This window comes from Kitasatospora sp. SUK 42 (assembly GCF_015776785.2).
Taxonomy (GTDB): domain Bacteria; phylum Actinomycetota; class Actinomycetes; order Streptomycetales; family Streptomycetaceae; genus Kitasatospora.
In genome coordinates, this window is sequence record NZ_LFMD02000007.1 from 1 (window position 1) to 20,638 (window position 20,638).

General features: G+C 72.8%; 23 protein-coding genes. 11 read left to right on the forward strand and 12 right to left on the reverse strand.

From position 1 onward, the window contains the following. The 3 genes from RZ50_RS21675 to RZ50_RS21685 form a co-directional block, all read right to left on the reverse strand. Positions 1 to 1,361, reverse strand: a 1,361-nt coding sequence (locus tag RZ50_RS21675; RefSeq protein ID WP_217680719.1) for a pyridoxal-phosphate dependent enzyme, incomplete at its 3' end; no start/stop codon positions are given. A gap of 273 nt (positions 1,362 to 1,634) precedes the next feature. Next, positions 1,635 to 2,366: a hypothetical protein gene (locus RZ50_RS21680; protein ID WP_196950365.1), complete on the reverse strand. Its 732-nt coding sequence runs from the start codon at positions 2,364 to 2,366 to the stop codon at positions 1,635 to 1,637. 208 nt (positions 2,367 to 2,574) lie between these two features. Further along, on the reverse strand, positions 2,575 to 3,018 hold the full coding sequence (locus RZ50_RS21685; protein WP_196950364.1) for an ATP-binding protein: 444 nt from the start codon (positions 3,016 to 3,018) through the stop codon (positions 2,575 to 2,577). 176 nt (positions 3,019 to 3,194) lie between these two features. On the opposite strand from RZ50_RS21685, the gene RZ50_RS21690 reads away from it, so the two are divergent. Both RZ50_RS21690 and RZ50_RS29400 read left to right on the forward strand, forming a co-directional pair. Continuing rightward, complete coding sequence (locus tag RZ50_RS21690) at positions 3,195 to 4,055, forward strand: helix-turn-helix transcriptional regulator (RefSeq protein ID WP_196950363.1); 861 nt, start codon at positions 3,195 to 3,197, stop codon at positions 4,053 to 4,055. Beyond that, positions 4,052 to 4,285 (forward strand): DUF397 domain-containing protein, encoded by a 234-nt coding sequence (locus RZ50_RS29400; RefSeq protein ID WP_196950362.1) that lies wholly within the window; start codon positions 4,052 to 4,054, stop codon positions 4,283 to 4,285. Before RZ50_RS21690 ends, RZ50_RS29400 begins: the two co-directional genes overlap by 4 nt. 48 nt (positions 4,286 to 4,333) lie before the next feature. Here the strand turns inward: RZ50_RS29400 and RZ50_RS30350 are convergent, their stop codons facing one another. Beyond that, on the reverse strand, positions 4,334 to 4,711 hold the full coding sequence (locus tag RZ50_RS30350) for a DUF5988 family protein (RefSeq protein WP_374199969.1): 378 nt from the start codon (positions 4,709 to 4,711) through the stop codon (positions 4,334 to 4,336). Continuing rightward, on the reverse strand, positions 4,708 to 5,436 hold the full coding sequence (locus tag RZ50_RS21700) for a hypothetical protein (protein ID WP_196950361.1): 729 nt from the start codon (positions 5,434 to 5,436) through the stop codon (positions 4,708 to 4,710). The genes RZ50_RS30350 and RZ50_RS21700 overlap by 4 nt, the downstream gene beginning before the upstream one ends. Before the next feature lie 805 nt (positions 5,437 to 6,241). Between RZ50_RS21700 and RZ50_RS21705 the strand changes: the two genes are divergently transcribed. The 3 genes from RZ50_RS21705 to RZ50_RS21715 all read left to right on the forward strand — a co-directional run bounded on the left by RZ50_RS21705 (position 6,242) and on the right by RZ50_RS21715 (position 7,330). Continuing rightward, complete coding sequence (locus RZ50_RS21705; protein WP_196950360.1) at positions 6,242 to 6,526, forward strand: hypothetical protein; 285 nt, start codon at positions 6,242 to 6,244, stop codon at positions 6,524 to 6,526. 18 nt (positions 6,527 to 6,544) lie between these two features. Beyond that, positions 6,545 to 6,766 carry a hypothetical protein gene (locus RZ50_RS21710; RefSeq protein ID WP_196950359.1) on the forward strand — a complete coding sequence of 74 codons (222 nt, stop codon included), beginning with the start codon at positions 6,545 to 6,547 and terminating at the stop codon, positions 6,764 to 6,766. A gap of 270 nt (positions 6,767 to 7,036) precedes the next feature. Continuing rightward, entirely contained in the window at positions 7,037 to 7,330 is a 294-nt protein-coding gene (locus RZ50_RS21715) for a hypothetical protein (protein WP_196950358.1), read from the forward strand. Positions 7,331 to 7,651: 321 nt separating this feature from the next. Here RZ50_RS21715 and RZ50_RS21720 read toward each other — a convergent pair whose 3' ends face one another. After that, a complete protein-coding gene (locus RZ50_RS21720; protein ID WP_254803011.1) occupies positions 7,652 to 8,212 on the reverse strand; it encodes a hypothetical protein in 561 nt (186 codons plus the stop codon). 142 nt (positions 8,213 to 8,354) lie between these two features. On the opposite strand from RZ50_RS21720, the gene RZ50_RS21725 reads away from it, so the two are divergent. Further along, positions 8,355 to 9,500, forward strand: coding sequence for a serine hydrolase (locus RZ50_RS21725; RefSeq protein ID WP_196950357.1), 1,146 nt, complete (start codon positions 8,355 to 8,357; stop codon positions 9,498 to 9,500). After that, positions 9,488 to 10,054 carry a hypothetical protein gene (locus RZ50_RS21730; RefSeq protein ID WP_217680720.1) on the forward strand — a complete coding sequence of 189 codons (567 nt, stop codon included), beginning with the start codon at positions 9,488 to 9,490 and terminating at the stop codon, positions 10,052 to 10,054. The genes RZ50_RS21725 and RZ50_RS21730 overlap by 13 nt, the downstream gene beginning before the upstream one ends. Positions 10,055 to 10,106: 52 nt before the next feature. On the opposite strand, the gene RZ50_RS21735 is transcribed toward RZ50_RS21730, so the two are convergent. The 6 genes from RZ50_RS21735 to RZ50_RS21760 all read right to left on the reverse strand — a co-directional run bounded on the left by RZ50_RS21735 (position 10,107) and on the right by RZ50_RS21760 (position 16,917). Beyond that, a complete protein-coding gene (locus tag RZ50_RS21735) occupies positions 10,107 to 11,516 on the reverse strand; it encodes an alpha/beta fold hydrolase (RefSeq protein ID WP_196950355.1) in 1,410 nt (469 codons plus the stop codon). A 258-nt stretch (positions 11,517 to 11,774) separates the two neighbouring features. Further along, positions 11,775 to 12,584 (reverse strand): alpha/beta fold hydrolase, encoded by an 810-nt coding sequence (locus tag RZ50_RS21740; protein WP_196950354.1) that lies wholly within the window; start codon positions 12,582 to 12,584, stop codon positions 11,775 to 11,777. A gap of 104 nt (positions 12,585 to 12,688) precedes the next feature. Then, the gene (locus tag RZ50_RS21745; RefSeq protein WP_196950353.1) at positions 12,689 to 14,242 is read right to left on the reverse strand and encodes a PQQ-binding-like beta-propeller repeat protein; all 1,554 of its coding nucleotides are present in this window, start codon (positions 14,240 to 14,242) and stop codon (positions 12,689 to 12,691) included. Between the two features lie 228 nt (positions 14,243 to 14,470). Further along, a complete protein-coding gene (locus tag RZ50_RS21750; protein ID WP_196950352.1) occupies positions 14,471 to 15,844 on the reverse strand; it encodes a carotenoid oxygenase family protein in 1,374 nt (457 codons plus the stop codon). After that, positions 15,841 to 16,476, reverse strand: a complete 636-nt coding sequence (locus tag RZ50_RS21755) for a TetR/AcrR family transcriptional regulator (RefSeq protein ID WP_196950351.1) — start codon at positions 16,474 to 16,476, stop codon at positions 15,841 to 15,843. Before RZ50_RS21755 ends, RZ50_RS21750 begins: the two co-directional genes overlap by 4 nt. A 69-nt stretch (positions 16,477 to 16,545) precedes the next feature. After that, on the reverse strand, positions 16,546 to 16,917 hold the full coding sequence (locus RZ50_RS21760; protein WP_196950350.1) for a VOC family protein: 372 nt from the start codon (positions 16,915 to 16,917) through the stop codon (positions 16,546 to 16,548). A 149-nt stretch (positions 16,918 to 17,066) separates the two neighbouring features. Between RZ50_RS21760 and RZ50_RS21765 the strand changes: the two genes are divergently transcribed. From RZ50_RS21765 to RZ50_RS21780, 4 genes are all read left to right on the forward strand, one after another. Then, the gene (locus tag RZ50_RS21765) at positions 17,067 to 17,384 is read left to right on the forward strand and encodes a helix-turn-helix transcriptional regulator (protein ID WP_196950349.1); all 318 of its coding nucleotides are present in this window, start codon (positions 17,067 to 17,069) and stop codon (positions 17,382 to 17,384) included. 58 nt (positions 17,385 to 17,442) lie between these two features. Then, entirely contained in the window at positions 17,443 to 19,002 is a 1,560-nt protein-coding gene (locus RZ50_RS21770) for a serine/threonine-protein kinase (protein WP_196950348.1), read from the forward strand. Positions 19,003 to 19,247: 245 nt separating this feature from the next. After that, complete coding sequence (locus RZ50_RS21775; protein ID WP_196950347.1) at positions 19,248 to 19,577, forward strand: hypothetical protein; 330 nt, start codon at positions 19,248 to 19,250, stop codon at positions 19,575 to 19,577. 72 nt (positions 19,578 to 19,649) lie between these two features. Next, positions 19,650 to 20,360, forward strand: a complete 711-nt coding sequence (locus RZ50_RS21780; RefSeq protein ID WP_196950346.1) for an alpha/beta hydrolase — start codon at positions 19,650 to 19,652, stop codon at positions 20,358 to 20,360. Positions 20,361 to 20,638: the final 278 nt, after the last annotated feature.

The following is a 20,638-nucleotide window of genomic DNA, read 5'->3' on the forward strand; positions in this document are numbered from 1 at the left end:
GTCAGCACCCCGGCCGCCCGGCCGCCCACCAGCACCACCACGGCCGGGTGCCCGCCGCCGCCCGCCAGCAGCGCCCGCGCCTCGGCCGCCGACTGCCCGACCCCCACCGTCGGCAGGGCCGCCCCGAGCAGCGGGGCCACCGGGCCGTCCGGCTTGGCCGCGCCGTCCGCGAGCGCCGCCGCCAGCACCTCCCGGGACACCGAGCCGACCACCTCCGTCGCGCTCACCCCGAACGGGCGGGCGGCCCGCGCCAGTACGGCCGGGGCGACGCCGCCGGGCACCGCCCGCAGTGCCTCCAGCGCCTCACCCACGGTCGCGTCGGCCTCGACCACCACCAGCGGGTCGGCCTCGTCGAGCAGCGGGCGGAGGGTGTCGCCCTCCTCCAGGAAGCCCCACTCCCGCATCCACACGTCGCTGTGCACCTTGGACAGGTAGGAGCGCCCCGAGTCCGGCAGCACCACCACGACGAGGTCCTCCGGCCCCAGGCGGCGCGCCAGCCGCAGCGCCGCCGCGACCGCCGTACCGGAGGAGGGGCCGGCCAGGATGCCCTCCTCGCGGGCCAGGCGACGGGCCGTCAGCAGCGACTCGCGGTCCGGGATCCGCTCGTAGGAGTCCACCACCTCCCCCCGCAGCGCCTGCGGCCAGCGGTCCTCGACGGTGTCGGGGTGGAGGTAGTGCCCGATGCTCTCGACGAACCACGGGCTGCCGTCCCCGCCCCCGTAGGAGGAGGACTCCGGGTCCGCGCCGACCACGGTGACGGCGCCGCCGGACACCTGCTTCAGGTACTCGCCGGTGCCGGTGACGGTGCCACCGGTGCCGACGCCCGCGACGAAGTGGGTCACCCGGCCGCCGGTCTGCTCCCAGATCTCGGGGCCGGTGGTCCGGATGTGGGCGTCGGGATTGGCCAGGTTGTCGTACTGGTTGGCCAGCCAGGCGCCGGGGATCTCCTCGGTGAGGCGCTGGACCAGGTTGAACAGGTGCCGCGGATCCTCCTGCGGCACGGCGGTCGGCCCGAGCACCACCTCGGCCCCGTACGCCCGCAGGATGTCCGACTTCTCGGGCGCCGACTTGTCGGCCACCCCGACGATCACCCGGTACCCGCGCTGCCGCCCGACGATGGCCAGCCCGATGCCGGTGTTGCCGGAGGTCGCCTCGACGATCGTCCCGCCCGGCTTCAGCAGGCCCTCCCGCTCGGCGGCCAGCACCATGGACAGCGCGGCGCGGTCCTTGACGCTGCCGCCGATGTTGAGGAACTCGGCCTTGGCGTAGATCGGCGCGGCGAGACCGGCGCCGAGCCGGGCGAGGCGGAACAGGGGCGTCCCGCCGATCGCGTCGAGTACGGATTCATACACTGCGGCCATCATGGGCCCCTTTCACTGGCTGTCCGCCCGAGCCTGCCCAGGCCGGCGGCCCGCTAGACGGCGACGGCACCTCCCGTCATCCGCGCGCAACGTTGCCCTACGGGTCCGGGCGCGCGCGGGCCGACGGGCCCGCGCCCGCCTCGGCATCGCGGCGCAAAGAGGGGCGCGGATTGATCATTGCGCGCCCCGCAGACTCGACGCACTCCAAGTCGCGCAACGGTGCGGCGTGTGCCCGCCCCGCCGATCGGGGCGCACACGGAGAGTTACTGATCGTCAGATCAACGGCCCGAAGAGCCCGCGCTCCCAGTGCCCGAGCCAGGAGGCCGTGGCGGACGGCAGTTCCGCGTCCTCCGTGGACTCGTCGTACGGCAGCACGGCGGTCGGCGCGAACCAGCCCTCACCCGGCTCGATGCGGACCCGCAGGACGCTCAACCGCTTCCGCTCACCGACGTAGAACCGGACGTCGTCGGTGTGCGGGTGGTGGGTCTCGTAACGGTCGCGCACCGTCCGACAGATGGACTTGATGTCGCGGGCCGCGAGCAGGAGGAAACGGTCACCGGGGCCGAGGTTGACGCAGAGTCTGCGGCGCGCGGTGTCGCGGTCGGCGTACGACAGGTTCTGATGGTTGTCGATGTGCAGGCCGGGGCGCAGGCCGCTCTCCGGCAGTCGGTGGGTGACGGGTTCGCCGGGCGGGTCGTCCATCGCGGCGAGCGGGACGGGGTGGGGATCGCCCAACTCGTTGACCAGGACGGCGAGCGAGTGCCGGTCGGTGACGGTGGAGGGGAGCCGGAAGAACTCCACCAGGCCGCTGTCCTTGGTGAAGACGCACGGCGCGTACCGGGCGGGCAGGTCCTCGGACAGCGGGGCCCAGTCGCCGAGCGGGACCACGGCGCCCGACTCGTAGCCGGGTTCGCCGTGGAGGAGACGGACACCGCCGATCTCGCAGCGGTCCAGGAGGGCGGCCGGGTCACGGAAGGCGATCGCGGCGGGGTGCAGGTCAGTCATGGGGGGCGACCTCGGGATCAATCATCGTCGTCGGTGGAGCCGTTGTGGCGGGTGAGGCCGGTCATCAGGGCGGCGGCCAGGGTGGCCCACCAGACGACATCGGCGGTGGCCGGCTCGCGCGGAGGGACGAGCTCCGAGGCGAAGCAGGCGAGGGCGAGGCTGGCGAACGCGGTCGCGGCCGCGGCCGCGGGGGCGAGCTTGATGGGGATCAGCTCCCGGGCGGGGACGGGTCGTTGGCGGGGTGGAGCAGGATGCGCGCCCAGACCCGCTTGCCCGTGTCACGGCGGACGATGACGCCGAAGTCGCAGGCGAGCTGCCGGACGAGCTCGATTCCCCGGCCGCCTTCGGTCAGGCGGCGCGGTTTCGCCTGGTGGAGCCGGAGGTCGCCGCGCGGATCCCAGACTTCGAGGCGACAGTCGCCGCCGAACTCCTGGAGGAGGAGGCGGACTTCGTCCCGCCCCTGGCAGGCGTGGACCACGGCGTTGGTCACGAGCTCGGAGGCGATGAGGACGAGGTCGTCGACGGGATCACCGGTCCAGCCCCAGGAGGCGAGCTGGTCGCGGATCAGTCGGCGGGCGGTACGGACCGAGGTCGAGTGCTCGGTGAGGGTGGTCTCCCAGGTTCGGAGGACCGGGTTACGCAAGGTGGACATGAGTCACCCCACACCTTCAGTGGCGTGTTCAAGCGGTCACGTTGAGTGTGGAGCAATGAAAATCGAAATTGCAACCCGAACTCCTACAAGCAAAAAATAAATTAGTTGATCTTGTGGTTGAGTTGAGCCCCCGCAGCACAGCCAGCGAGACTGGGGCGGACCAAGGGAGGGACGTGTTGAGCGAGGACCCGTCAGCGATCAGGCAGATCCGCCTCGGAGACGAGCTTCGAACGTGGCGGACTGAGAACAACAAGACGCTCGCCGAGGTGACCGCCGGCCTGAGAGGCTGGAACCCGGCCCGGCTCAGCAAGATCGAACGAGCGCTGTTGCCAGTGACCGCCGCCGACTTGGCCGTATACCTGGATCATTGCGGGATCACGGGCCTTGAGAGGAACGAGATCGAGGCCCTCGCCACTGACCTCCCCTCCAGGCACTGGTGGCAGGACCACGAGTTCGCCGACACGATCACCTCGGCGTTCGCCGAGTTCCTCAGCCTCGAAGCCGACGCGACCCAGATGTTCGACTACTACCTGTCAGCCTTCCCTGGCCTGTTGCAGACCGAGGACTACGCCCGAGAGGTCATCGCCGCTGGCCTTGACGGCCTCAGCGAGGACCAGAACGAGGCTGCTGCCGAGATCCGCATACTGCGCCAACGTCGCCTCACCGAAGCTCCCCTGCTCCAACTCGACGCATACTTCGGAGAGGTGGCTCTCCTGGTCGGCGGTGACAAAGAAGTCCTTGTCGGCCAGATTCAGCACGTCATAAAGGTTGCGCAGTACCCCAACGTCACACTCCGGATGGTCCCGCTCAGTGCTGGCCGGCCCGGGATTCTGGCATCTGGGCTGACGCTTCTCCGCTTCCCAGGGAAGCCAGGAGAGGGCTTCGCCTTCGTCGAAGCTGTCGGAGGTATGCTCCCGCGTAAATCGGGACGCGAGGTCCGCCGGGCTGAGCGAGCCTTTGCCCGCCTGAAGCGCTGTGCGCTGTCACCGGACGCCACCGTTGCCGCCCTTGAACGCAAGTTGGAAGAGATCACGTGAGCGAGAAGCACGACCCCTACGACCACGCCCCCGCCTCCGCCGACTGGGTCAAGTCCCCTTTCTCCGGCGACTCCAACGGCAACTGCGTGATCATCGCGCGCTTCTCCAACGGCGACGTCTGGGTCGGCGACGACAAGAACCCCAACCGCCCCCACCTCGCCTTCAACCAAGCAGAGTGGACCGCCTTCATCCAGGCCATCGAAGCCCGCGACCCCCGCTTCACCGCCTGACCACCCAGCGCCCCCAGGAGAGCCCGGCCGCACGGCCGGGCTCTCCTGTCAAAAGTGCCCATGCGGCCGACCCGCGGGTGCCCTGGCCATACGAGCGGTCAATCCAGGAGCATTGCCCGCCTGTTCCGCGCGACCGGGGTTCCAGGCAGCGGACATCCAGCTTGGAACGGCTGGCCGAGCAGCGGTCCCGGGGCCGCTCCGCGTCGTCCGCTCCGCCACGGCGGTGGAGCCCGTCTGCTCGAACACCCACGGCTCCTCCCTGCGGTGACCCACCGTCCGCTGCGAGCGGCGAAAGTGCTCGTAGCGGACGGTGCGAGGCAGTTTCAGCACGTGCTGCTCGGTGTCGGGGAACCGGAGCCGTTCGTGCTCCGGCAGGCCCGCGGCAAGGAGACCGGCGGCAACCGCGCCGATTGCCGGTGGGGTCAAGCAGGCAGACGGCCAGCCACGAAACCCTGCGGTTCCCCCGGAACCTTCCCTGTGTTCAGGCGCCGCACCGCCTCCGCCGCGATCAGCGCGGTCAGGACGGCCGCGATCGGCACCGTCCACCACGGCAGGCCGACCCAGTACGCGAGCGCCGCGGGCGCGAAGCAGGAGAACAGTGTCCGGAAGAAGAGCGACCGGGCGAGGGCGACCGTGATGGGGCGGCCGGTGAACAGGAGCGTGCCCAGGGCGGCGGCGAGCACCGCCAGCATGGCGAGGAAGGTGCCCAACCCGGCCATGATCTGGGCCTCGTCGCGGGGTTCGGCGGCGGTGGACTGCGCGACGCCGGCCCGCTCCATGCGCGTCACGTGGCCGCGCCACAGTGTGCCGTTCACCTGGTCGCCGGGCTTCAGGTCCTCCAGCAGCGGCCCGTTGTTGATGAACTGCACCGTGCCGCTCCAGAACGGCGCGCCGTCCACGGTCGCGACGTGGTCCTTGGGCCGGACGACCGTGCTGTTGACGGTGAACGGCACGGTCCGCACGCACTCCTCGACCGCCGCGCCCGGGCTCCCGGCCGGGCAGGTCGCGGCGACCGCGTACTCGTGGGACCGTGCGGCGTCGTCCGGCATCCGGGTGTCGAACACGTACCAGGCGGCCGCTGCCGGGACGAGTGCCGACGCGGCGAGCAGCGCGCCGCCGGTGCGGGTCCATGGTGAGGGACGGTGGGTCATGATGGTTCTCCCCCCAGTCCGGCGCGTGGCCGGAACGCCTGGGTTGCCGTCGCCGGGGCGTGCCGCCCCGCCCCCTTCCGGGGTCGGACGGCACCGGGCGGCCGGAACGCCGGACGGTGTTTCAGTTCTCGGAATCTGTCCGAAGTCCACTGAAGCCCTGTGGACGGTGTGCAACGCCTGAGGGGGCCGGGGCCGGCGTGAGGGGCGGCAGGTCCGCAGCCGGGGCCGGGCCGACGACGTGCCGGCGGACCTCGCGTCGAGCGCCACGCACATCACCCCCGGATCGGCTCGCGGACACAGCTGTCCCTTGTTCGCCGACCAGGCTTCCCGGCACTCCTTCGTGCACGCTACCGGACTCCGCCCCGGCTTCGCACACGGGTTCGCCGGTCACCACCTCGGGAGAGTCGGCGGCACACATCCCGCAGCGTCGCCCGGGGAACGACCTCCGCGCGGCTGATGACCTCACCCGTCCACGCCGGATCGAACCTGATCGACCGGACAAGTCCTGACAGAGCGGTCCGCGTGCGGTTCGGACCCGGCCGCTACAAGCTCGTCCCTCCCGCCACGAGCATTCGAGCCGAACGGCTGACCACTCGCCGAACCGTCCCCAGACTGCCGCACGTGAATCTCGGACTACTTTCGTTGCTAGTGCTCATCGGGGGCTCTGCCTTGCTCGCCCTCACGATCCGGCGGGCGGCCAAGCGACGCAAGCACCTCATGGCCGTTGAGGAAGCGAGGTTGGAGCGCATCGTGAGCGCGACCGAGCAGCCCCGCACCGTGCACCACTACGAAGCCGGCGTCGTAGATGATTGGCGACCACAACAAGGCCCACGATGTCACCACTCACTTTGGTACCGACCAATCTGCGTCGCTGTTGCAGTTGGTCGCCGCTCTCGGTGCGGTGGCACAGAACGCCGAACTGCAACCGCAAGTGCGGGAAGCAGCCGGCCGGGCAGCCGAAGAGCTCGACGGGGCCGAACCGAGCCAGATCCCGATCATCATCGAGCGGATCCGGGGCATCGCGAGCGTCGCGGCGGCCGGTTTCGAGATCGTTCGCCCGATACTGGATGCGCTCGGCTCCATCAACTGACGGCCTGCTGAGCTTCGGATGCGCAACCCTGGTGCTGCTCCGCAGAGTTGGCTCCCCTCCCCCGACGCCCAGCCCTACGACGGCACGGCGGGCGAACTTCAGACAGCCCCGGAAGTCCGCGTGGAGTCCATCTGCGAGCAGCACCAGGCCGCCGCCGTCCTCAAGGCCGTCCGTGCCGTCCACCCGTACGAGGAGGCAGTGATCAACTTCCTCCCGATCTTCGAGCCCGTCCCCGGCTGAGTGCTCGTCAGCGACACGGGGGCAAGGAAAGCTCCGGTCCGGGCTGACCGCCACTACGGCCAGTCCACCCGCCTCGAACGACGAGTTCCCTGCGATCGCCCGAGCGAGCCGGTCCAAGGGCGTGCACGGCAACTTCGCGAGAGCCGGAAGCCGTCATTGATCGCCCTTTCGGTCCATTCCGCAGGCCGAGCGCAGGCCACGGCCAACTCGATCCGGCAGGATCGGTCGGGCCTGAGCCGGCAGCGGGCCGGCCGCTACGGAAGGAAGACGATGCTCCGCAGGACCGCAGCACTCACCTCGATCGCGCTCAGCCTGTTGATCGCCCTGTCGGCCCCGGCGTCGGCCGACGCCCCAGGACGGATCGGTGACGAGCAGCACCGGACATCGCCGTCACAGGACGCGTGCCTGGCGGCTGGGAAGGCCAGTATCCAGTCGGTGGTGCACTTGCTCAACGTCGGAGTCCAGGCCACGGAGGAAGAGCTGAAGCAGTGCGCCGCCGACGAGAGTGAGACCGCGATTCGCGACATCCTCGCCGATATTCCGGTGGTCGGCCCGGCCGCGTAGTGGTGCGAAGCCCGACATGCGCCCCGGCATAGCCGTCTGCTCAGCCCGATTCCGCCCATCAGCCGTTCGGGTTTCCGTCGCCGCGACGGGAACCCGAACGGCTTTCCGAGAAGGCGTCGATCCACGAGCCACTGACCGGGCACTACAGATTCAGACGCAGCCTCTCGGCGGCCGGGAACCGACAGACAGTGCCAACGGGCTCGAAGGCGGGGGGTTCCTCATGATCAACGCCAGGGACAAGTTCGGCTCCGACGCCGACCCGGCTCTCGCCACCCTGCACCTGGCCTCCCGGCCGACACACGCAGCGACCGTGACCGGCCGTCACCAGCCGCCCGGGTGGCGGGACAGCCAGTCGGCGTGGCGCTCCTTCAGGCGGTCGCGCTCCTCCGTCGTGGTCAGGTAGACGTCCGCGCCGCCGTCGTAGGGGTGGTAGAGCCGACGCAGGGCGGTGTCGGTGATGCTCACACCGGCCTCCTGTTCATCGGCGACGCGGCGCAGCAGCCAGTCCAGGCTGCCCGGCAGCCACCGTCGCCGCTCGACGAAGACGTGGCAGTGGGTGCGGAACTCCGGTTCGGGGTCGTCGGTCTGGAGCCAGCTCCGCCAGTGCTTCGCGTCCCGGCGCATGCGCGGGGCGCTCGCCCTGCCCGTCCACCTCGGCGTGAGGACGTACACCTCGGCACCGGCGAACAGTTCGTCCAGCACGGTGTTGTGGCGCTCCAGGACGATCGCGTACTCGCGCTCGTCGTCGGGGTAGCGCTTGGATTCCGGCAGGCTGTGGAAGCGCACCCACTGGTCCCGCCCCCGCTCGTCGAGCTCGTCGCCGATGGGCGGGCAGCCTGGCCAGCGCCGTTCCCAGAGCGCCGTCAGCGCCTCGCGATCCATCCGGTTCCTCTCCTCCTCGCCGGCAGGCGAGTCTGTCACACCCTCCCCACCAGTCCCGGCCTGGCGAAATTCCCTCGTCATGGCCACGTGGCTGCCGTAGCGTGGTTCGGTCGATCTTGAGGGCAGAACGGGGCACCACACCATGCAGCAGTACCAGGGTTGGGCCGACGAACGCTTCGGCGCCGTGGCCGACGTCTTCGCCGCCAACTTCGCCGAGTTCCCCGAACTCGGCTCCGCCGTCACGGTGTTCGCCGGCGGCCGCAAGGTGGTCGAGCTGTGGGGCGGCACCGCCGACGAGCGCACCGGGCGGGCCTGGACGCAGGACACCCTCGTCCCGGTGTTCTCCTGCGCCAAGGGCGCGGTGAGCATCAGCGCGCTGCTCCTCGCCCAGCGGGGGCGGCTCGACCTGGACGCCCCGGTCGCCCGCTACTGGCCCGAGTTCGCGCGCCACGGCAAGCAGTCCATCACCACCCGGATGATCCTCGGCCACCGGGCCGGCATCCCGGCCCTGGACGCGGTTCTCTCCTTCGAGGAGGTCGCCGCCTGGGATCCGGTGATCCGCGCGATCGAGGCGCAGAAGCCGCTCTGGGAGCCGGGCACCACCTACGAGTACCACGGCCATGTGCTCGGCTTCGCGGTCGGCGAGGTGGTCCGCCGGATCACCGGTCTGACGCCGGGCGCGTTCCTGCGCAAGGAGATCGCCGAGCCGCTCGGCGGCCTGCCGCTGTGGATCGGCCTGCCGGAGAGCGAACTCCCGCGTCTGGCCCGGCTGGTGGAGGCCGACGGCCGCCGCCCGATGCCGGGCCCGGAGCACCTGCTGACCCGGATCGTGACCATGAACGGCGCCCTGGTCTTCCCCGGCCTGGACGCGCCGCACGGCTGGAACGACCGGGCGCTGCACGCGATCGAGCTGCCCGGCGCGGGCGCCGTCGCCTCCGCCACCGGGCTGGCCGGCCTGTACGCGGCCGCGGTCACCGGCCTGGACGGCGGCGAGCGGCTGCTCTCGCACGACACCGTGACCGACGCGGTGCGTGAACTCTCCGCCGGCGCGGGCTTCCTGGGATTCGACCTGGGCGCCCGCTGGGGTTCGGGCCTGCTGCTCGACTCCCCCGCCTTCCGCCCGCTGCTCGGCGCCCGCAGCTTCGGCAACGACGGCGCCGGCGGCCAGTTCGCCTTCGGGGACGACGAGTTCGGCGTCGGCTTCGCCTATGTGGCGAACCGGATGATCGGCCACGGCGACGCCCGGGCGAACCGGCTGATCGAGGCGGTGCGCGGATGCCTGGGGTGACGGACTTCCTGGCCCGGCTCACCGAACTCGCCGCCACCGCCGACCTCGGCGGGCTGGGCTACGACGCCTCGCTGCCGCTGCTCGCCACCCGCTTCGGCGATCCGTACGACTGCGGGCGCGTCCACAGGAGCGACCGCTGGCCGCACGCCTTCGGCTGGGGCGACGCCTGGACGGTGTTCTGCCGCTGCCGCCGGCTCCGCTCCTTCTCCCTGCCGACCTGGCACGGGGAGCTCGAACTCCCGGTGGACGGCGGCGGGTTGCGCACGTACGACACGCGCGTCACCGAGTCCGCGCTGGTCGCCGCGCTGACCGCCGCCGGGTGTTCCTGGGAGACCGTGACGTACGAGAACATCCCCGGCCAGCGGACCCTGGAGGTCACGCCGGCCGAGGAGGTGCGGATCGGGTTCGTCCTGGTCGACCGGCTCGACTACGGCGAACCGCCGCTGGAGGACTGGCTGTTGTCGAAGGTCGGCCTCTGGGGCTACGACCACCCCGACTGCCCCGAGCCGGACCGCACCCTGCCCGACGACGGCTGGGGCGCGGGCCAGCCCTGAGGCGGCGGCGGGCCGTTCCGTCCCCTGTGCGGAACGGCCCGCCGCCGACCGGCTACTTCAGCAGGAAGTCGTAGACCGCCTGCCGCCCGATCGGGTTGGCCGCCCGGCTCTGCACCGAGTGCGCGGCCCCGGGGACGATCACGATCTCGGGGTCGTGGGCCAGCTCCGCCTCCTGGTAGAGCCACACGTTCGGTGTGGAGAGGTCGCGGTCGCCGCCGAGCAGCAGCACCGGCACGTTGGGCAGCTTGCGGTGCGCGGGCGGGGTCGGCGGGACCTGCTCCCGCGGCCAGTCCCGGCAGACCAGCAGGCTGCCCAGCCCGGTCGCGGTCGCCGGGTCGTACGGCCAGGTCTGTTCGGCGGTCAGCCGCTGTCGGGTGCGCTCCAGCGCGGCCGCCCGGCCCTGGACCGGGGTGTCGGTGGTGCCCCACGGGAAGTGCCCGTCGGCGCACAGGGCGGCGGCGTGCAGCCCCTGGCTGAGCGCCTCGGCCGGGGCGGCGTCGCCCTGGTGGACGGTCTCGATGAAGGACTGGAGCTTGGCCGGCTGTCCGGCGGCGGCCTCGTGCAGGGCCTCGGCGACGCCCCCGTAGTTCGGGTCGGTGAACTCGTAGCTGGTGAGCGCGTCCAGGATCTGCGCCCCGTCGCCGTACCGCCCGACGACGGTGGCGAGGTCGGCGGCCGGGTCGGTGGTGCAGCCGGTGGCCTGGCAGGCGGCCCGCAGGACGCGGGCGCTGGCGGGCAGTGCGGCCAGGTCGAGGGGGTCGTAGCCCTCCTGCGGCACCACCGAGTCGAGCACCAGCCGGGCCACGTGCGCCGGGTGGGCGAGCGCGTACCGCTCGGCGACGAAGGTGCCGTACGAGACGCCGTCGATGGTCAGCCGGTGGTCGCCGAGGGCCCGGCGCAGCAGGTCCATGTCGGCGACGGTGTCGGCGGTGCTGTAGAAGCGGGCGTTCGGGCCGAGGGTGGCGGCGCAGTCGGCGACGGACTGCGGGCGGGGCACGGCGAGGTCGGAGGAGCCCATGTCCTCCTGCAGGCCGGCGCACTGCAGCGCGGTGCCGCCGGTGCCGCGCTGGTCGAACATGACCAGGCGGTAGTCCTTCAGGACGGCCTCCATCTTGCCCGCGATCCGCTTGACCAGCGGCACCCCGGGCTGGCCGGGGCCGCCGGTGAGGAAGAGGAGGTCGCCCTTGGGCGCGTCGGTGTTGCCGGCCACGGCCACGTTGAGCCGCAGGGTACCGGGGGTGGCTCCGCTGTGGTCGAGCGGCACGGTGAGGGTGCCGCAGGTGAAGCCGGGCACGTCCGGGCAGGGGGCCTGGCCGGTGAGTCCGCCGCCGGGCCGGGCCTCGGCCGAGGCCCCGGCGCCGTCGCCGGCGGGGGTGGCGCCTGCGGGGGTGGCCAGCGTGGTGCCGGCGACCACCGCGACGGCGCCCAGCAGGGCGGCGATGCGGCCGCGCGTGCTCGTCATGTCGGTCCTTCCGCTCGCACCGCGTCCGGGCTGACGCGGTCACGGAAGTAGCTTGTGCCTGGCGCGACTTCGAGCGCGAGCGAAAATACGGGCATTCGGCCGGGTCCGAATGCCTCCGTTCGGGTTGACCGGGCGAACGTTGACCCGGGCGGACGTCGGCTCAGGGGCTGGCGTCGACTCAGCCGAACGACGGCTCAGACTGGCGTCGACTCAGCCGAACGTCGGCTCAGCCGAACGTCGGCTCAGCCGAACGTTGACTCAGCCCAGCACCCGCGGCACGACCACCCGGACCCACTCCTCCGGCTGCGACAGGTGCGGGGAGTGACCGGCGCCCTCGTACAGGTACCGCTCGGCCGTCGGCAGGGCGAGGTCGATCAGGTCCAGCACCTCGCCGAACACCTGCGCACTGTCGTGGCTCTGTGTGAGCAGCGCGGGGTCGGCGAAGCGGCCCAGCTCGGCGAGGTCGAGGTCGAGCGCGTCCGGGTCGCGCAGCTCGTCCAGGTAGGTCGGCGCGTTGCGGATGTACGTGTGCCGCACCGGCGCGGGCAGTTGCTCCCAGGCTCCCGGGCCGAAGGCGAGGCTGTCCACGTACAGCTCGGCCGCCGCCGCGGACTCGGCCTGTTCCAGCAGCTCGCGGACGGCGGTGATCCGCTCGGCGTAGTCGGTACCGATCGGGCGCAGGGACGGGTCGGCGAGCAGGACGCCGGTACCCGGCGGCTCGTGCACGGCGATGCCGCGCAGCAGGTCCGGCCGGGCGGCGGCGAGCCGGAGCGTGACCAGCGCGCCGTAGGAGTCCCCGTAGACGAAGGCGGGCGCGAGGCCGAGCCCGTGGATCAGCCCGGCCAGGTCGGCCGCGTCCTCGTACACCGAGCCCGGGGTGAGCGGGTCCTCGCTGCGGCTGTGCCCGCGCCGGTCGTAGGTGACGGCGGTGGTGGACTCCGCCAGGCCCGGCAGTACCCGCGCCCAGGCGTCCGCGTCGCTCCACGACCCGTGCACCAGCACCACCCCGGGGCCGGTGCCGTGCGCCTCGTAGTGCAGCGACACCCCGTTCACCCTGATCTCGGCCATCGCCAACCTCCCGGTCTCGGCGGTGCTCCTCCCCCAGCCTGACACAACCGCCCGAAAGGCTCAGCCCTCGACGATGGTCACACTCGGTGACGGAGAGGCCGCGCTCAGCTCATCCCCCGCACCGGCGGCTCGTCCCTGGTCCCGTCCTCGGCCACCACGGTGAACCGGCCCGTGCCCGTGGCCGAGAGGTCCACCGGGTACAGCGAGGCGGTGTCGTTGACGTCCAGCTCCCGGCTCCGACGGCCGGTGGCGCCGTCCACCCGGGTCAGCCGGTCGCGGGTCATCGCCCACACCGAGGTGCCGTCCACCAGCACGCCGGTGACCTGGTCGTCCAGACCGGCGGTCCACCGCTTCCCGCCGTCCACCAGCGAGTACGCGACCAGCCGACCGGTGGAGGTGCGGCTCGGGTGCCTGCCGCCGCTGATACTGACGTCGCCGGGCTTCTCGCCCGGCACGATGAACAGGTCCCCGACCACCACCCCGCCGAACAGCGGCCGGGCGGTGAACTCGTCGAAGGCGTGCACCCCGCCCAGCATCACGTCCAGGTCGTACTCGTCGCCGGAGACCGGTATCGAGGCGCGCTGCCGGCCCTCCCGGTCGTAGCTGAGCACCGCGTGGGTGCCGCGCTCGGCCTGGGCGTCGACCCACACCGCGAGCGGCTCGACCGACACCACCGCGAGGTTCTTCAGCCCGCCCGCGGCCGGGAGGGTGATCCGCGACCGCTCCTGCCCGTCCGCCGGTGCCAGCGAGCGCAGGACCGGCGCCGCCTGGCCGCACTGCGCGACCGTCACCACGTCCTGGTCACCGCCGGCGACCTCCAGCGGCGAGCACCCGGCGTCGGGGGCGCTGTGCCAGAGCTCCCGGCCGTCCGTCAGGCTCACGGCCCGCCAGCCGGCCTTGTCCTGCAGCACGGCCTGGGTGCCCGCCACCGCGACCAGGTCCGAATCGGCGGTGTCGCCGTCCCGGCCGGGCGCGTCCACGGCGGCGGTCCAGCCGCCCCGGCCGTCCGCGAGGTCCAGCGCCGTCACCGCCGCGCAGGGCTTGCCGTGCGGCGAGTGCCCGATCAGCCCGGTGCCGCCGGGGCCGATCCCCCGGCTCATCGTGCACACCGAGTCCTCGCCGGGCGGCGACCACCGCCAGGCGACGGCGCCGGTGGCGCTGCGGTACGCCACCACCTGGTCGGGCCGGACCCGCACCACCAGGTCGCCGCTGGTCCAGCTGCCCACCGCACGGACGGTGGACGGCCGGTCCTGCGCGGCCTTCCAGGAGTCGTTGAGGCCGTCCCCGGCGAAGCCGAGGAAGACGCCCAGCCCCAGCAGCGCCCCGACGGCCGCCGACGGGAGCCCGCGCCGGGGGTGGATCAGCGCCCAGACGAACCCGGCGCCGCAGGGCATCAGCCCGAGGATGCTGATGGCGCCCAGGTACGAGAGGCTGTCACCGCCGAACCCGTACCGGGGGCCGAGCAGCACCGCGAGCCCCATGCTCGCGAACATGGCGCCCAGCACCCCGCCGGAGACCACCATCCAGGTCTCCTTGTCCAGGGCGAACCTGGTCCTCCTGGCGGGCCTGGTGCTCCCGGTGCTCCTGGTGTTCCTGGCGAACCTGGCACGCCATCTCGTCCGCGCCCGGACGACCCTGTCCTCGGGCCCCTCGGCCATGCCGGTCTCTCCCCTGCAACGCGCCGCCCACCGCATCAGGGCGACGATCATCGGATCGTCGCAGAGCCTGCCAAGATCCGAAACAAAGAGAAGGGAAAACCCCGCCCTTTCCTGCACATAGGAAGGCACAGAAAGGCCCCGACCTGCCCATTCGCCGAGAATCACGACCACGCCAGGCCTCATCGGGCCAACCTTCGCCCCCCATGCGCAGGAAGTCGGCCGAACCGGCTACGACGCCCCCTGCTCCCCACCCGGCACCCAGTTGCCGTGCAGCCCCAGCGGCACCCGCACCGGCAGGTGGATCCTGGCGACCGGCTCCCCGGAGAAGTCCTGTGCGGCGAGGATCACCAGGTCCGTCGCGCCCCGCGCCGGGTCGAAGACGTACGCCATCAGGTACCCGTCGTCCTCCGCCGCCGGGGACTCGGCGGCGACGAACACCCCCTCGCCGACGGCCCCGAACCGCCCGAACTCGTGCGCCTCGACCGTCCCCCGGACGAGGTCGTGCTTGAGCAGGGCGTTGCTGAAGCCCTCGTCCGGCCGGTCGCCCCCGGGGCCGGTGGGCGGGGCGTAGAGCTCGACGGCGGCCGCGTAGCCGTAGCGGTACGGGCGACCGGTGTGCGCCGGGTTGAGGCGCGGAAACTCCTGGATCCGGTCGTCCAGCCGCTCCTCCTTCGCCGTCCCCGCCGCCAGGTCGATGGTCCAGCGGTCGAGCGTGGGCCGGCTCGCGCCGATGTCGCGCAGGTCCATGCCCTCGGGGTGCCGCACGACGTCGACCACCAGCGAGTCCGCCGTCCGCTCGTACGCGTTGAGCGTGTGCCCGACCAGGTGCGGCGCGAGCTCGAACCACCGCACCTCGCCGCCCTCGCGCGGCATCACCCCGACCCGGGCGGCGCGGCGGCCGTCCCAGGTGAAGGGCACGCCGGTGGCCAGGTGGGCGGCGCTGAACACCACCGGCGTGTCGTACAGCACCACGTACCGCTCGGTGAGCGCGAAGTCGTGCATGTACGGGTTCCCGGGCACCGGGATCAGCGTGCTGCGCCGGACGGTGCCGGCGGCGTCCATCACGATGTGCTGCACGTGCTCCGAGCCGTACAGGAAGGCGAGCGAGTGCAGTTCGCGGGTGTGCGGGTCGAGGATCGAGTGCGCGTTGGCGCTGTAGCCCTCGGGCGTGGCCCCCAGCTCGCAGGGGCCCACCGTGTCCAGCTCGTAGGTGAGTTCGTACGGGCGGATGCCGCCCTCGATGAGCGCGTAGGTGCGCCCGGCCAGAGCCGCGACCTGCACGTTCGGGGAGATGTCCAGCCTCTCGTCGACGGGCGTGCCGCGCCGGGGCTCACCGAGTCGGTCGGCGACGGCCCCGGAGCGCACCCAGCGGTTGCGGTACCACTCGGCGCGCCCGTCGCGGATCCGGACGCCGTGGACCATGCCCGCGCCGAGGGTCCACAGGTGCGCGGCCGGGTCCTCGATGCCCAGCGGGTTGGGGCCGTTGCGCAGGTAGCGGCCGTCGAGGTGGGCCGGGATCCGCCCGGTGACGGGCAGGTCGTGGGCGGTGACCTCCTCCGTCACCGGGGCGAAGTTCCCGGACAGGTAGCGGTTTCGGCTCATGGTGTCGGCCTCTCGTCGGAAGTCGGTGGACCGGCTGCGAAGGACCGCCCCAGTGCGGCCATCAGCGCCTCGTAGCGCGCCCCCGCCTCGTCCGGGGTGAAGTGCCCGGCGAGTTCCAGGCTCACCGCGCCGTGGGTGGCCGCCCAGAAGAGCTTGGACACCTCGTGGGCGTCCCCGGGCCGGAAGACCCCGGCCGCCATGCAGGCGGCCACGGCGGCCGCCGAGACGTCGAAGGCGGTCCTGGCGACCGCCAACGCCTCGGCGCCGGGCCGGAATTCGGGCACCGGCTGCTCGAACATCACGCGGTAGTAGGCGGGTTCGGCGAGCGCGCGCTCCCGGTAGGTCCGGCCGAGCGCGGTCAGGTACGCCAACGGGTCGCCCCCGTGCGGGACTTGGTCCTGCGCCCGGCGCAGCCGCGCGAAGCCCTCCCGGTACAGCGCGTCGAGCAGGCCCTCCTTCCCGCCGAACATGGTGTACAGCACCTTGGTCGAGGAGCCGACCTCGGCGGCGATCCGCCGCACGGTCAGCGCGGCGGACCCTTCGGCGACGAGGAGGGTGATGGCGCGGTCGAGGATCACGGCGCGAACGGCGTCCTGGCCGTGTCGCAGCGCGTCCTGGTAGGGCGTGCTCATGGGTAACAACGTAACCCATGGGAAACAGTGTTACCGCCCTTTTCCGGAACGGGCCGCCGGACGAGGCCGTCAGCCCGCGAAGACGGGCCGGTCCTTCGCGAACTCCACGTACTCGAACACCGCCCCGCCCGGGTGCCGGGCGGTCGCGTTGCGCCCGGTCGGCACCTCGTTGGGGCCGTCCAGCAGCTCGCCGCCGTGGTCGCGCAGCAGCTGCCCGAGGCCGTCCAGGTCGTCGACCAGCACCGTGGCCTGCACCCTGCGGAACGGCGCCAGCGCCTCGTCGTCGCCCGCCACGACCAGCAGGCCGCCGATCCGTGCGACCTCCACGCCGGCGTACGGGAAGCGCAACCCCACCTCCTCGCCGGTGAGTTCCCGCAGCGTGGGCAGCGCCGCGTCCAGGTCGTCCACGTACACCCGGGCGAGTGTCACCAGTGCCTTCATCGTCCAACCTCCGAGATCCGGTCAACCGTCGTTATCAATTCGACTTTCCCGAACTGTCGAACCGAGATACTAGACAGCGCACCGCCCCGGCACCAGATCCAGCACCGCACCAGCACCAGCACCAGCAGCCGACCGACCCGAGGACCCCGATGCGGACCCTGCCCCAGCCCCACCCCGAGGACTTCGACCTCGCCACCGTGCTGCACGCCCTCGGCGACCCGGTCCGGCTTCAACTCGTCCGGCGCATCGCCGAGGACGGCGAGACCACCTGTAGCCCCGAAGGGCTCGACGTACCGCGCTCGACCCTCTCCAACCACTGGCGGATACTCCGCGAGGCCGGCGTCGTCTCCGTCCGCACCAGCGGCAAGAACCGCCTGGTCACCCTGCGCCGGGAGGCCCTCGACACCCGCTTCCCGCAGCTGCTCGGCGCCGTGCTGGAGGCGCCGTCGCCCGGCCGCAGCGGGTGACGGACCGGCAGGTCGGCGCGGTAGGTTGAGGAGGGCCGGATCGCGGAAGGGGCGGGGGATGCAGCCGGGCGAGGTACTCGACGGACGGTACGCACTGGTCGAGCAGATCGGCGAGGGCGCGTTCGGGGCGGTCTGGAAGGCCCGCGACGCGCGCATCCAGCGCCTCGTCGCCGTCAAGGTGATGCTCCCGGGCGGCGACTCCCCCAAGGACGCGGCCCGGTTCGCCCGCGAGGTGGCCACGGCGGGCGCGCTCAACCACCCGTCCATCGTCACCGTGCACGACTTCGGGCGGCACGGCACGGCCGAACGCCCGCTGTTCTTCCTGGTCATGGAGCTGCTCGACGGCGTCCCGCTCAGCCGCCACCTGGCCGACGGCCCGCTGCCGCTGCGCCAGGCCCTCGGCTGGGCGGTCCAGATCGCCCAGGCGCTCGCCACCGCGCACCGCGCCGGGGTCGTCCACCGGGACGTCAAACCGGCCAACGTGATGATCCAGTCCTCCGGGGCGGTCAAGGTCGTCGACTTCGGCATCGCCCGCACCGGCACCGCCGACGACGGCGTCACCAGCACCAACGTCATCGTCGGCACGCCCGCCTACATGGCCCCCGAGCGCTTCGACAGCCGCGGCCTGGACGCCCGCTCCGACCTCTACGCCTTCGGCTGCCTGCTGCACGAGCTGCTCACCGGCCGCACGCCGTTCCGCGGCACCCTGTACGAGCTGATCCGCCAGCACGGCGAGGTCCCGCCCACCGCCCCCGGCGCCCTGCGGCCCGGCCTGCCCGCCGAACTCGACGCCCTCGTCCTCGACCTGCTCGCCAAGGACCCGGCCCACCGCCCGGCCGACGCCGGCCTGGTCGCCGAACGGCTGCTCCGGCTCATCGAGTGGATCGAGTCGGCCGAACGGCAGCAGGCCGGACGCCACGCCACCGTGCGCGAGGTGCACGCCCCCGGGGAGGACCCGTACGTCCTCGCCCGCCGCCACGAGGCGGACGCGCTCCTCGCCGGCGCCCAGGAGGAGGTCACCCGGCTCAGGCAGCGCTTCGAGACCGACGTCGCCCACCACCGCCGCCAGGCCGAACAGGACCTGGCCGACATCCGGGCCCACACCGAGAGCGTGGCGCAGCAGATCATCGCCGACGCCCGGGCGCGCGGCGCGCAGATCGAACGCGAGGCCTCCGCCCGAGCCGCCGCCAGCCTCAGACAGCTCGGCGAGGCCGAGCGGCGCGACGACCCGGACGGGCCGTACAACAGTCCGGCCGGGCAGCGGTACGGCCTGGCCGAACAGCGCGGCGGCAGCCTGACGGAACAGCGCAACGACCTGCTGAGCCGGCAGGCCGACAAGCTGCGCAACGACGCGGAACAACTGCGGCGCAGCATGGACAACGCCCGTCGGCAGGCCTCCGACTTCCTGGCCGACGCGGTGGCCAAGGCCGGCCTCGGCCCGGCCCCCGAGGCCCGGCAGCAGCCGCGCGAACTGGCCGCCCCGCCCGCCTCGGCGGCGCCGCCCGCTCCGTCCACGCCACCCGCGCCGCAGCGGCGCAAGCTTCCGAGCATGCAGGAGCTGCTGTCCGGACGCGCCCGGTCCGCCGCCGAGGGCGAGGAGCAGCGGCGCCGACGCTGAGTCACCTCCGCGCTGCCGGCCCGACAGTCGACCGCACGGCAGGCTTGCCCCGACACCCCTCCGACGCCCCGCCGGCGCCCCGCCTCCGACGCCCCGCCGCCGTGCTCGCCGCCGTGCTCGCCCGACCGGGTGAGCGTCGGCGGGCGGCCGTACACGCACGCGGGGCGACTCGTTCTGCTGTACATGATCCCCCCGCTCTCCCCGGCTCGGGCGCGGCCCGAGCCCAGCGACACCGCGAGACTTCCGTGGCCGTGATCGGCCGGGCGACGGCCTCGGTGGTCTCGCTGTCCATCCTGCTGGTCCCGGCGGCCGTCAGCCCGGGCGACGTACGGGCCTCCGAGGTCGGGGCCGGGTGGTGGGAGGTCTCCGCGAACGCCGCCAACGTCCGGATCGACCACTTCGGCGGCGACGCCGTGATCGGGCTCGCGAGCTCGGGCGACCAGGTCGAGGTCGTGGACACCTGGACCTCGCCGCTGGGCGCCCGCTGGGCGAAGGTCATGGTCGACCGCACCCGGGTCACCGGCTGGGTGCTGTGGTCCCTGCTGGAGCACCGCGACCCGGCCGCGGAACCGTAGAATCCGCCTGTCCCCCGGCACGACCGTCCGCTTCGGCAGCGGTCCGGCGTGCTCCGAGCAGGAAGGACGGGAGTGTTCCGAGCGCAGCGTCCGCGCACCGCACGACTGACCCCGTGGGAGGGCGACGGCCCGGCCGCGGGCGTCGCCCTGCTGCTGCCCGGCGGGTTCCTCCGGAGCCGCCGGAGGCCGTTGCGGGCCGCCGAACTGGGCGTGCGGGAGCTCGCCACCGAGCTGGCCGACCGCGGCCGGCCGCACGGCCTCGCGGTGCACCTGCTGCGCTACCGCTACGGCGGCTGGAACGGCGCGGACGCCGACACCGCGGTGGACACCCGCTGGGCGCTGGACGAGCTCGCCCTCCGCCACCCGGGCGCGCCGGTGGTGCTGATCGGCAACTCGCTCGGCGGGCGGGCGGCCTTCTGGTGCGCCGGGCACCCGAGCGTGGTCGCGGTGGCCGGGATCGCGCCCTGGCTGCCCAGCGGCGACCGGGTCGAGCAGTTGGCCGGGCGGCGGGTGCTGATCGTGCACGGCACGGCCGACCGCACCGAGGCCAGTGCCGCGCGGTCCCTGGAGTACGCGCTGCGCGCCCGGCGGGTCGTACCGGACCTGGCACGGTACGAGGTGCCCGGCGGCAACCACTACCTGATCCGGCAGGCCGCCGACATCAACGCGCTGACCACGGACTTCACGCTCGCCGCAGTGGGCGGGGAGGCCGCACCGCCGGCGGCGGGGACGGTCTGCTCCCGGCTGCCGGTGCGGGCGGGGCGGGGTTCCACGGGGGTGTGAGCCCCGGTTCCGGCCCCGCCGGCCCCTGCCGATCGGCAGGGGCCGCTCCGCGGAGTCCCCGCGTGAGATCTACCGATCGGCACATGTGCTGAGGGGGTGTCGGCGATCAGTCTTGGAGGCACCGAGACGGCGGCCGACCGGGCCGCCGCGGAAGGGAGTCTCCACCGTGTTCCGCACGCACCACCTGTCCTCCGCGTCCCACGCGTTCCGCAGCGAACGGGTCCCGCAACTCCTCGGAAGGAAAGTGCAACTGATCGATTCTCAGATTCGTGTTCTCC

Coding starts and splice junctions, on each gene's coding strand:
- RZ50_RS21740 (WP_196950354.1), bottom strand. CDS start 12,584: ATGGCCGAGATCAGGGTGAACGGGGTGTCGCTGCACTACGAGGCGCAC.
- RZ50_RS21700 (WP_196950361.1), bottom strand. CDS start 5,436: ATGACCCACCGTCCCTCACCATGGACCCGCACCGGCGGCGCGCTGCTC.
- RZ50_RS21770 (WP_196950348.1), top strand. CDS start 17,443: ATGCAGCCGGGCGAGGTACTCGACGGACGGTACGCACTGGTCGAGCAG.
- RZ50_RS21705 (WP_196950360.1), top strand. CDS start 6,242: ATGATTGGCGACCACAACAAGGCCCACGATGTCACCACTCACTTTGGT.
- RZ50_RS21715 (WP_196950358.1), top strand. CDS start 7,037: ATGCTCCGCAGGACCGCAGCACTCACCTCGATCGCGCTCAGCCTGTTG.
- RZ50_RS21760 (WP_196950350.1), bottom strand. CDS start 16,917: ATGAAGGCACTGGTGACACTCGCCCGGGTGTACGTGGACGACCTGGAC.
- RZ50_RS21730 (WP_217680720.1), top strand. CDS start 9,488: ATGCCTGGGGTGACGGACTTCCTGGCCCGGCTCACCGAACTCGCCGCC.
- RZ50_RS21765 (WP_196950349.1), top strand. CDS start 17,067: ATGCGGACCCTGCCCCAGCCCCACCCCGAGGACTTCGACCTCGCCACC.
- RZ50_RS21725 (WP_196950357.1), top strand. CDS start 8,355: ATGCAGCAGTACCAGGGTTGGGCCGACGAACGCTTCGGCGCCGTGGCC.
- RZ50_RS21685 (WP_196950364.1), bottom strand. CDS start 3,018: ATGTCCACCTTGCGTAACCCGGTCCTCCGAACCTGGGAGACCACCCTC.
- RZ50_RS21720 (WP_254803011.1), bottom strand. CDS start 8,212: ATGGATCGCGAGGCGCTGACGGCGCTCTGGGAACGGCGCTGGCCAGGC.
- RZ50_RS21680 (WP_196950365.1), bottom strand. CDS start 2,366: ATGACTGACCTGCACCCCGCCGCGATCGCCTTCCGTGACCCGGCCGCC.
- RZ50_RS21745 (WP_196950353.1), bottom strand. CDS start 14,242: ATGGCCGAGGGGCCCGAGGACAGGGTCGTCCGGGCGCGGACGAGATGG.
- RZ50_RS21735 (WP_196950355.1), bottom strand. CDS start 11,516: ATGACGAGCACGCGCGGCCGCATCGCCGCCCTGCTGGGCGCCGTCGCG.
- RZ50_RS21755 (WP_196950351.1), bottom strand. CDS start 16,476: ATGAGCACGCCCTACCAGGACGCGCTGCGACACGGCCAGGACGCCGTT.
- RZ50_RS21750 (WP_196950352.1), bottom strand. CDS start 15,844: ATGAGCCGAAACCGCTACCTGTCCGGGAACTTCGCCCCGGTGACGGAG.
- RZ50_RS21710 (WP_196950359.1), top strand. CDS start 6,545: ATGCGCAACCCTGGTGCTGCTCCGCAGAGTTGGCTCCCCTCCCCCGAC.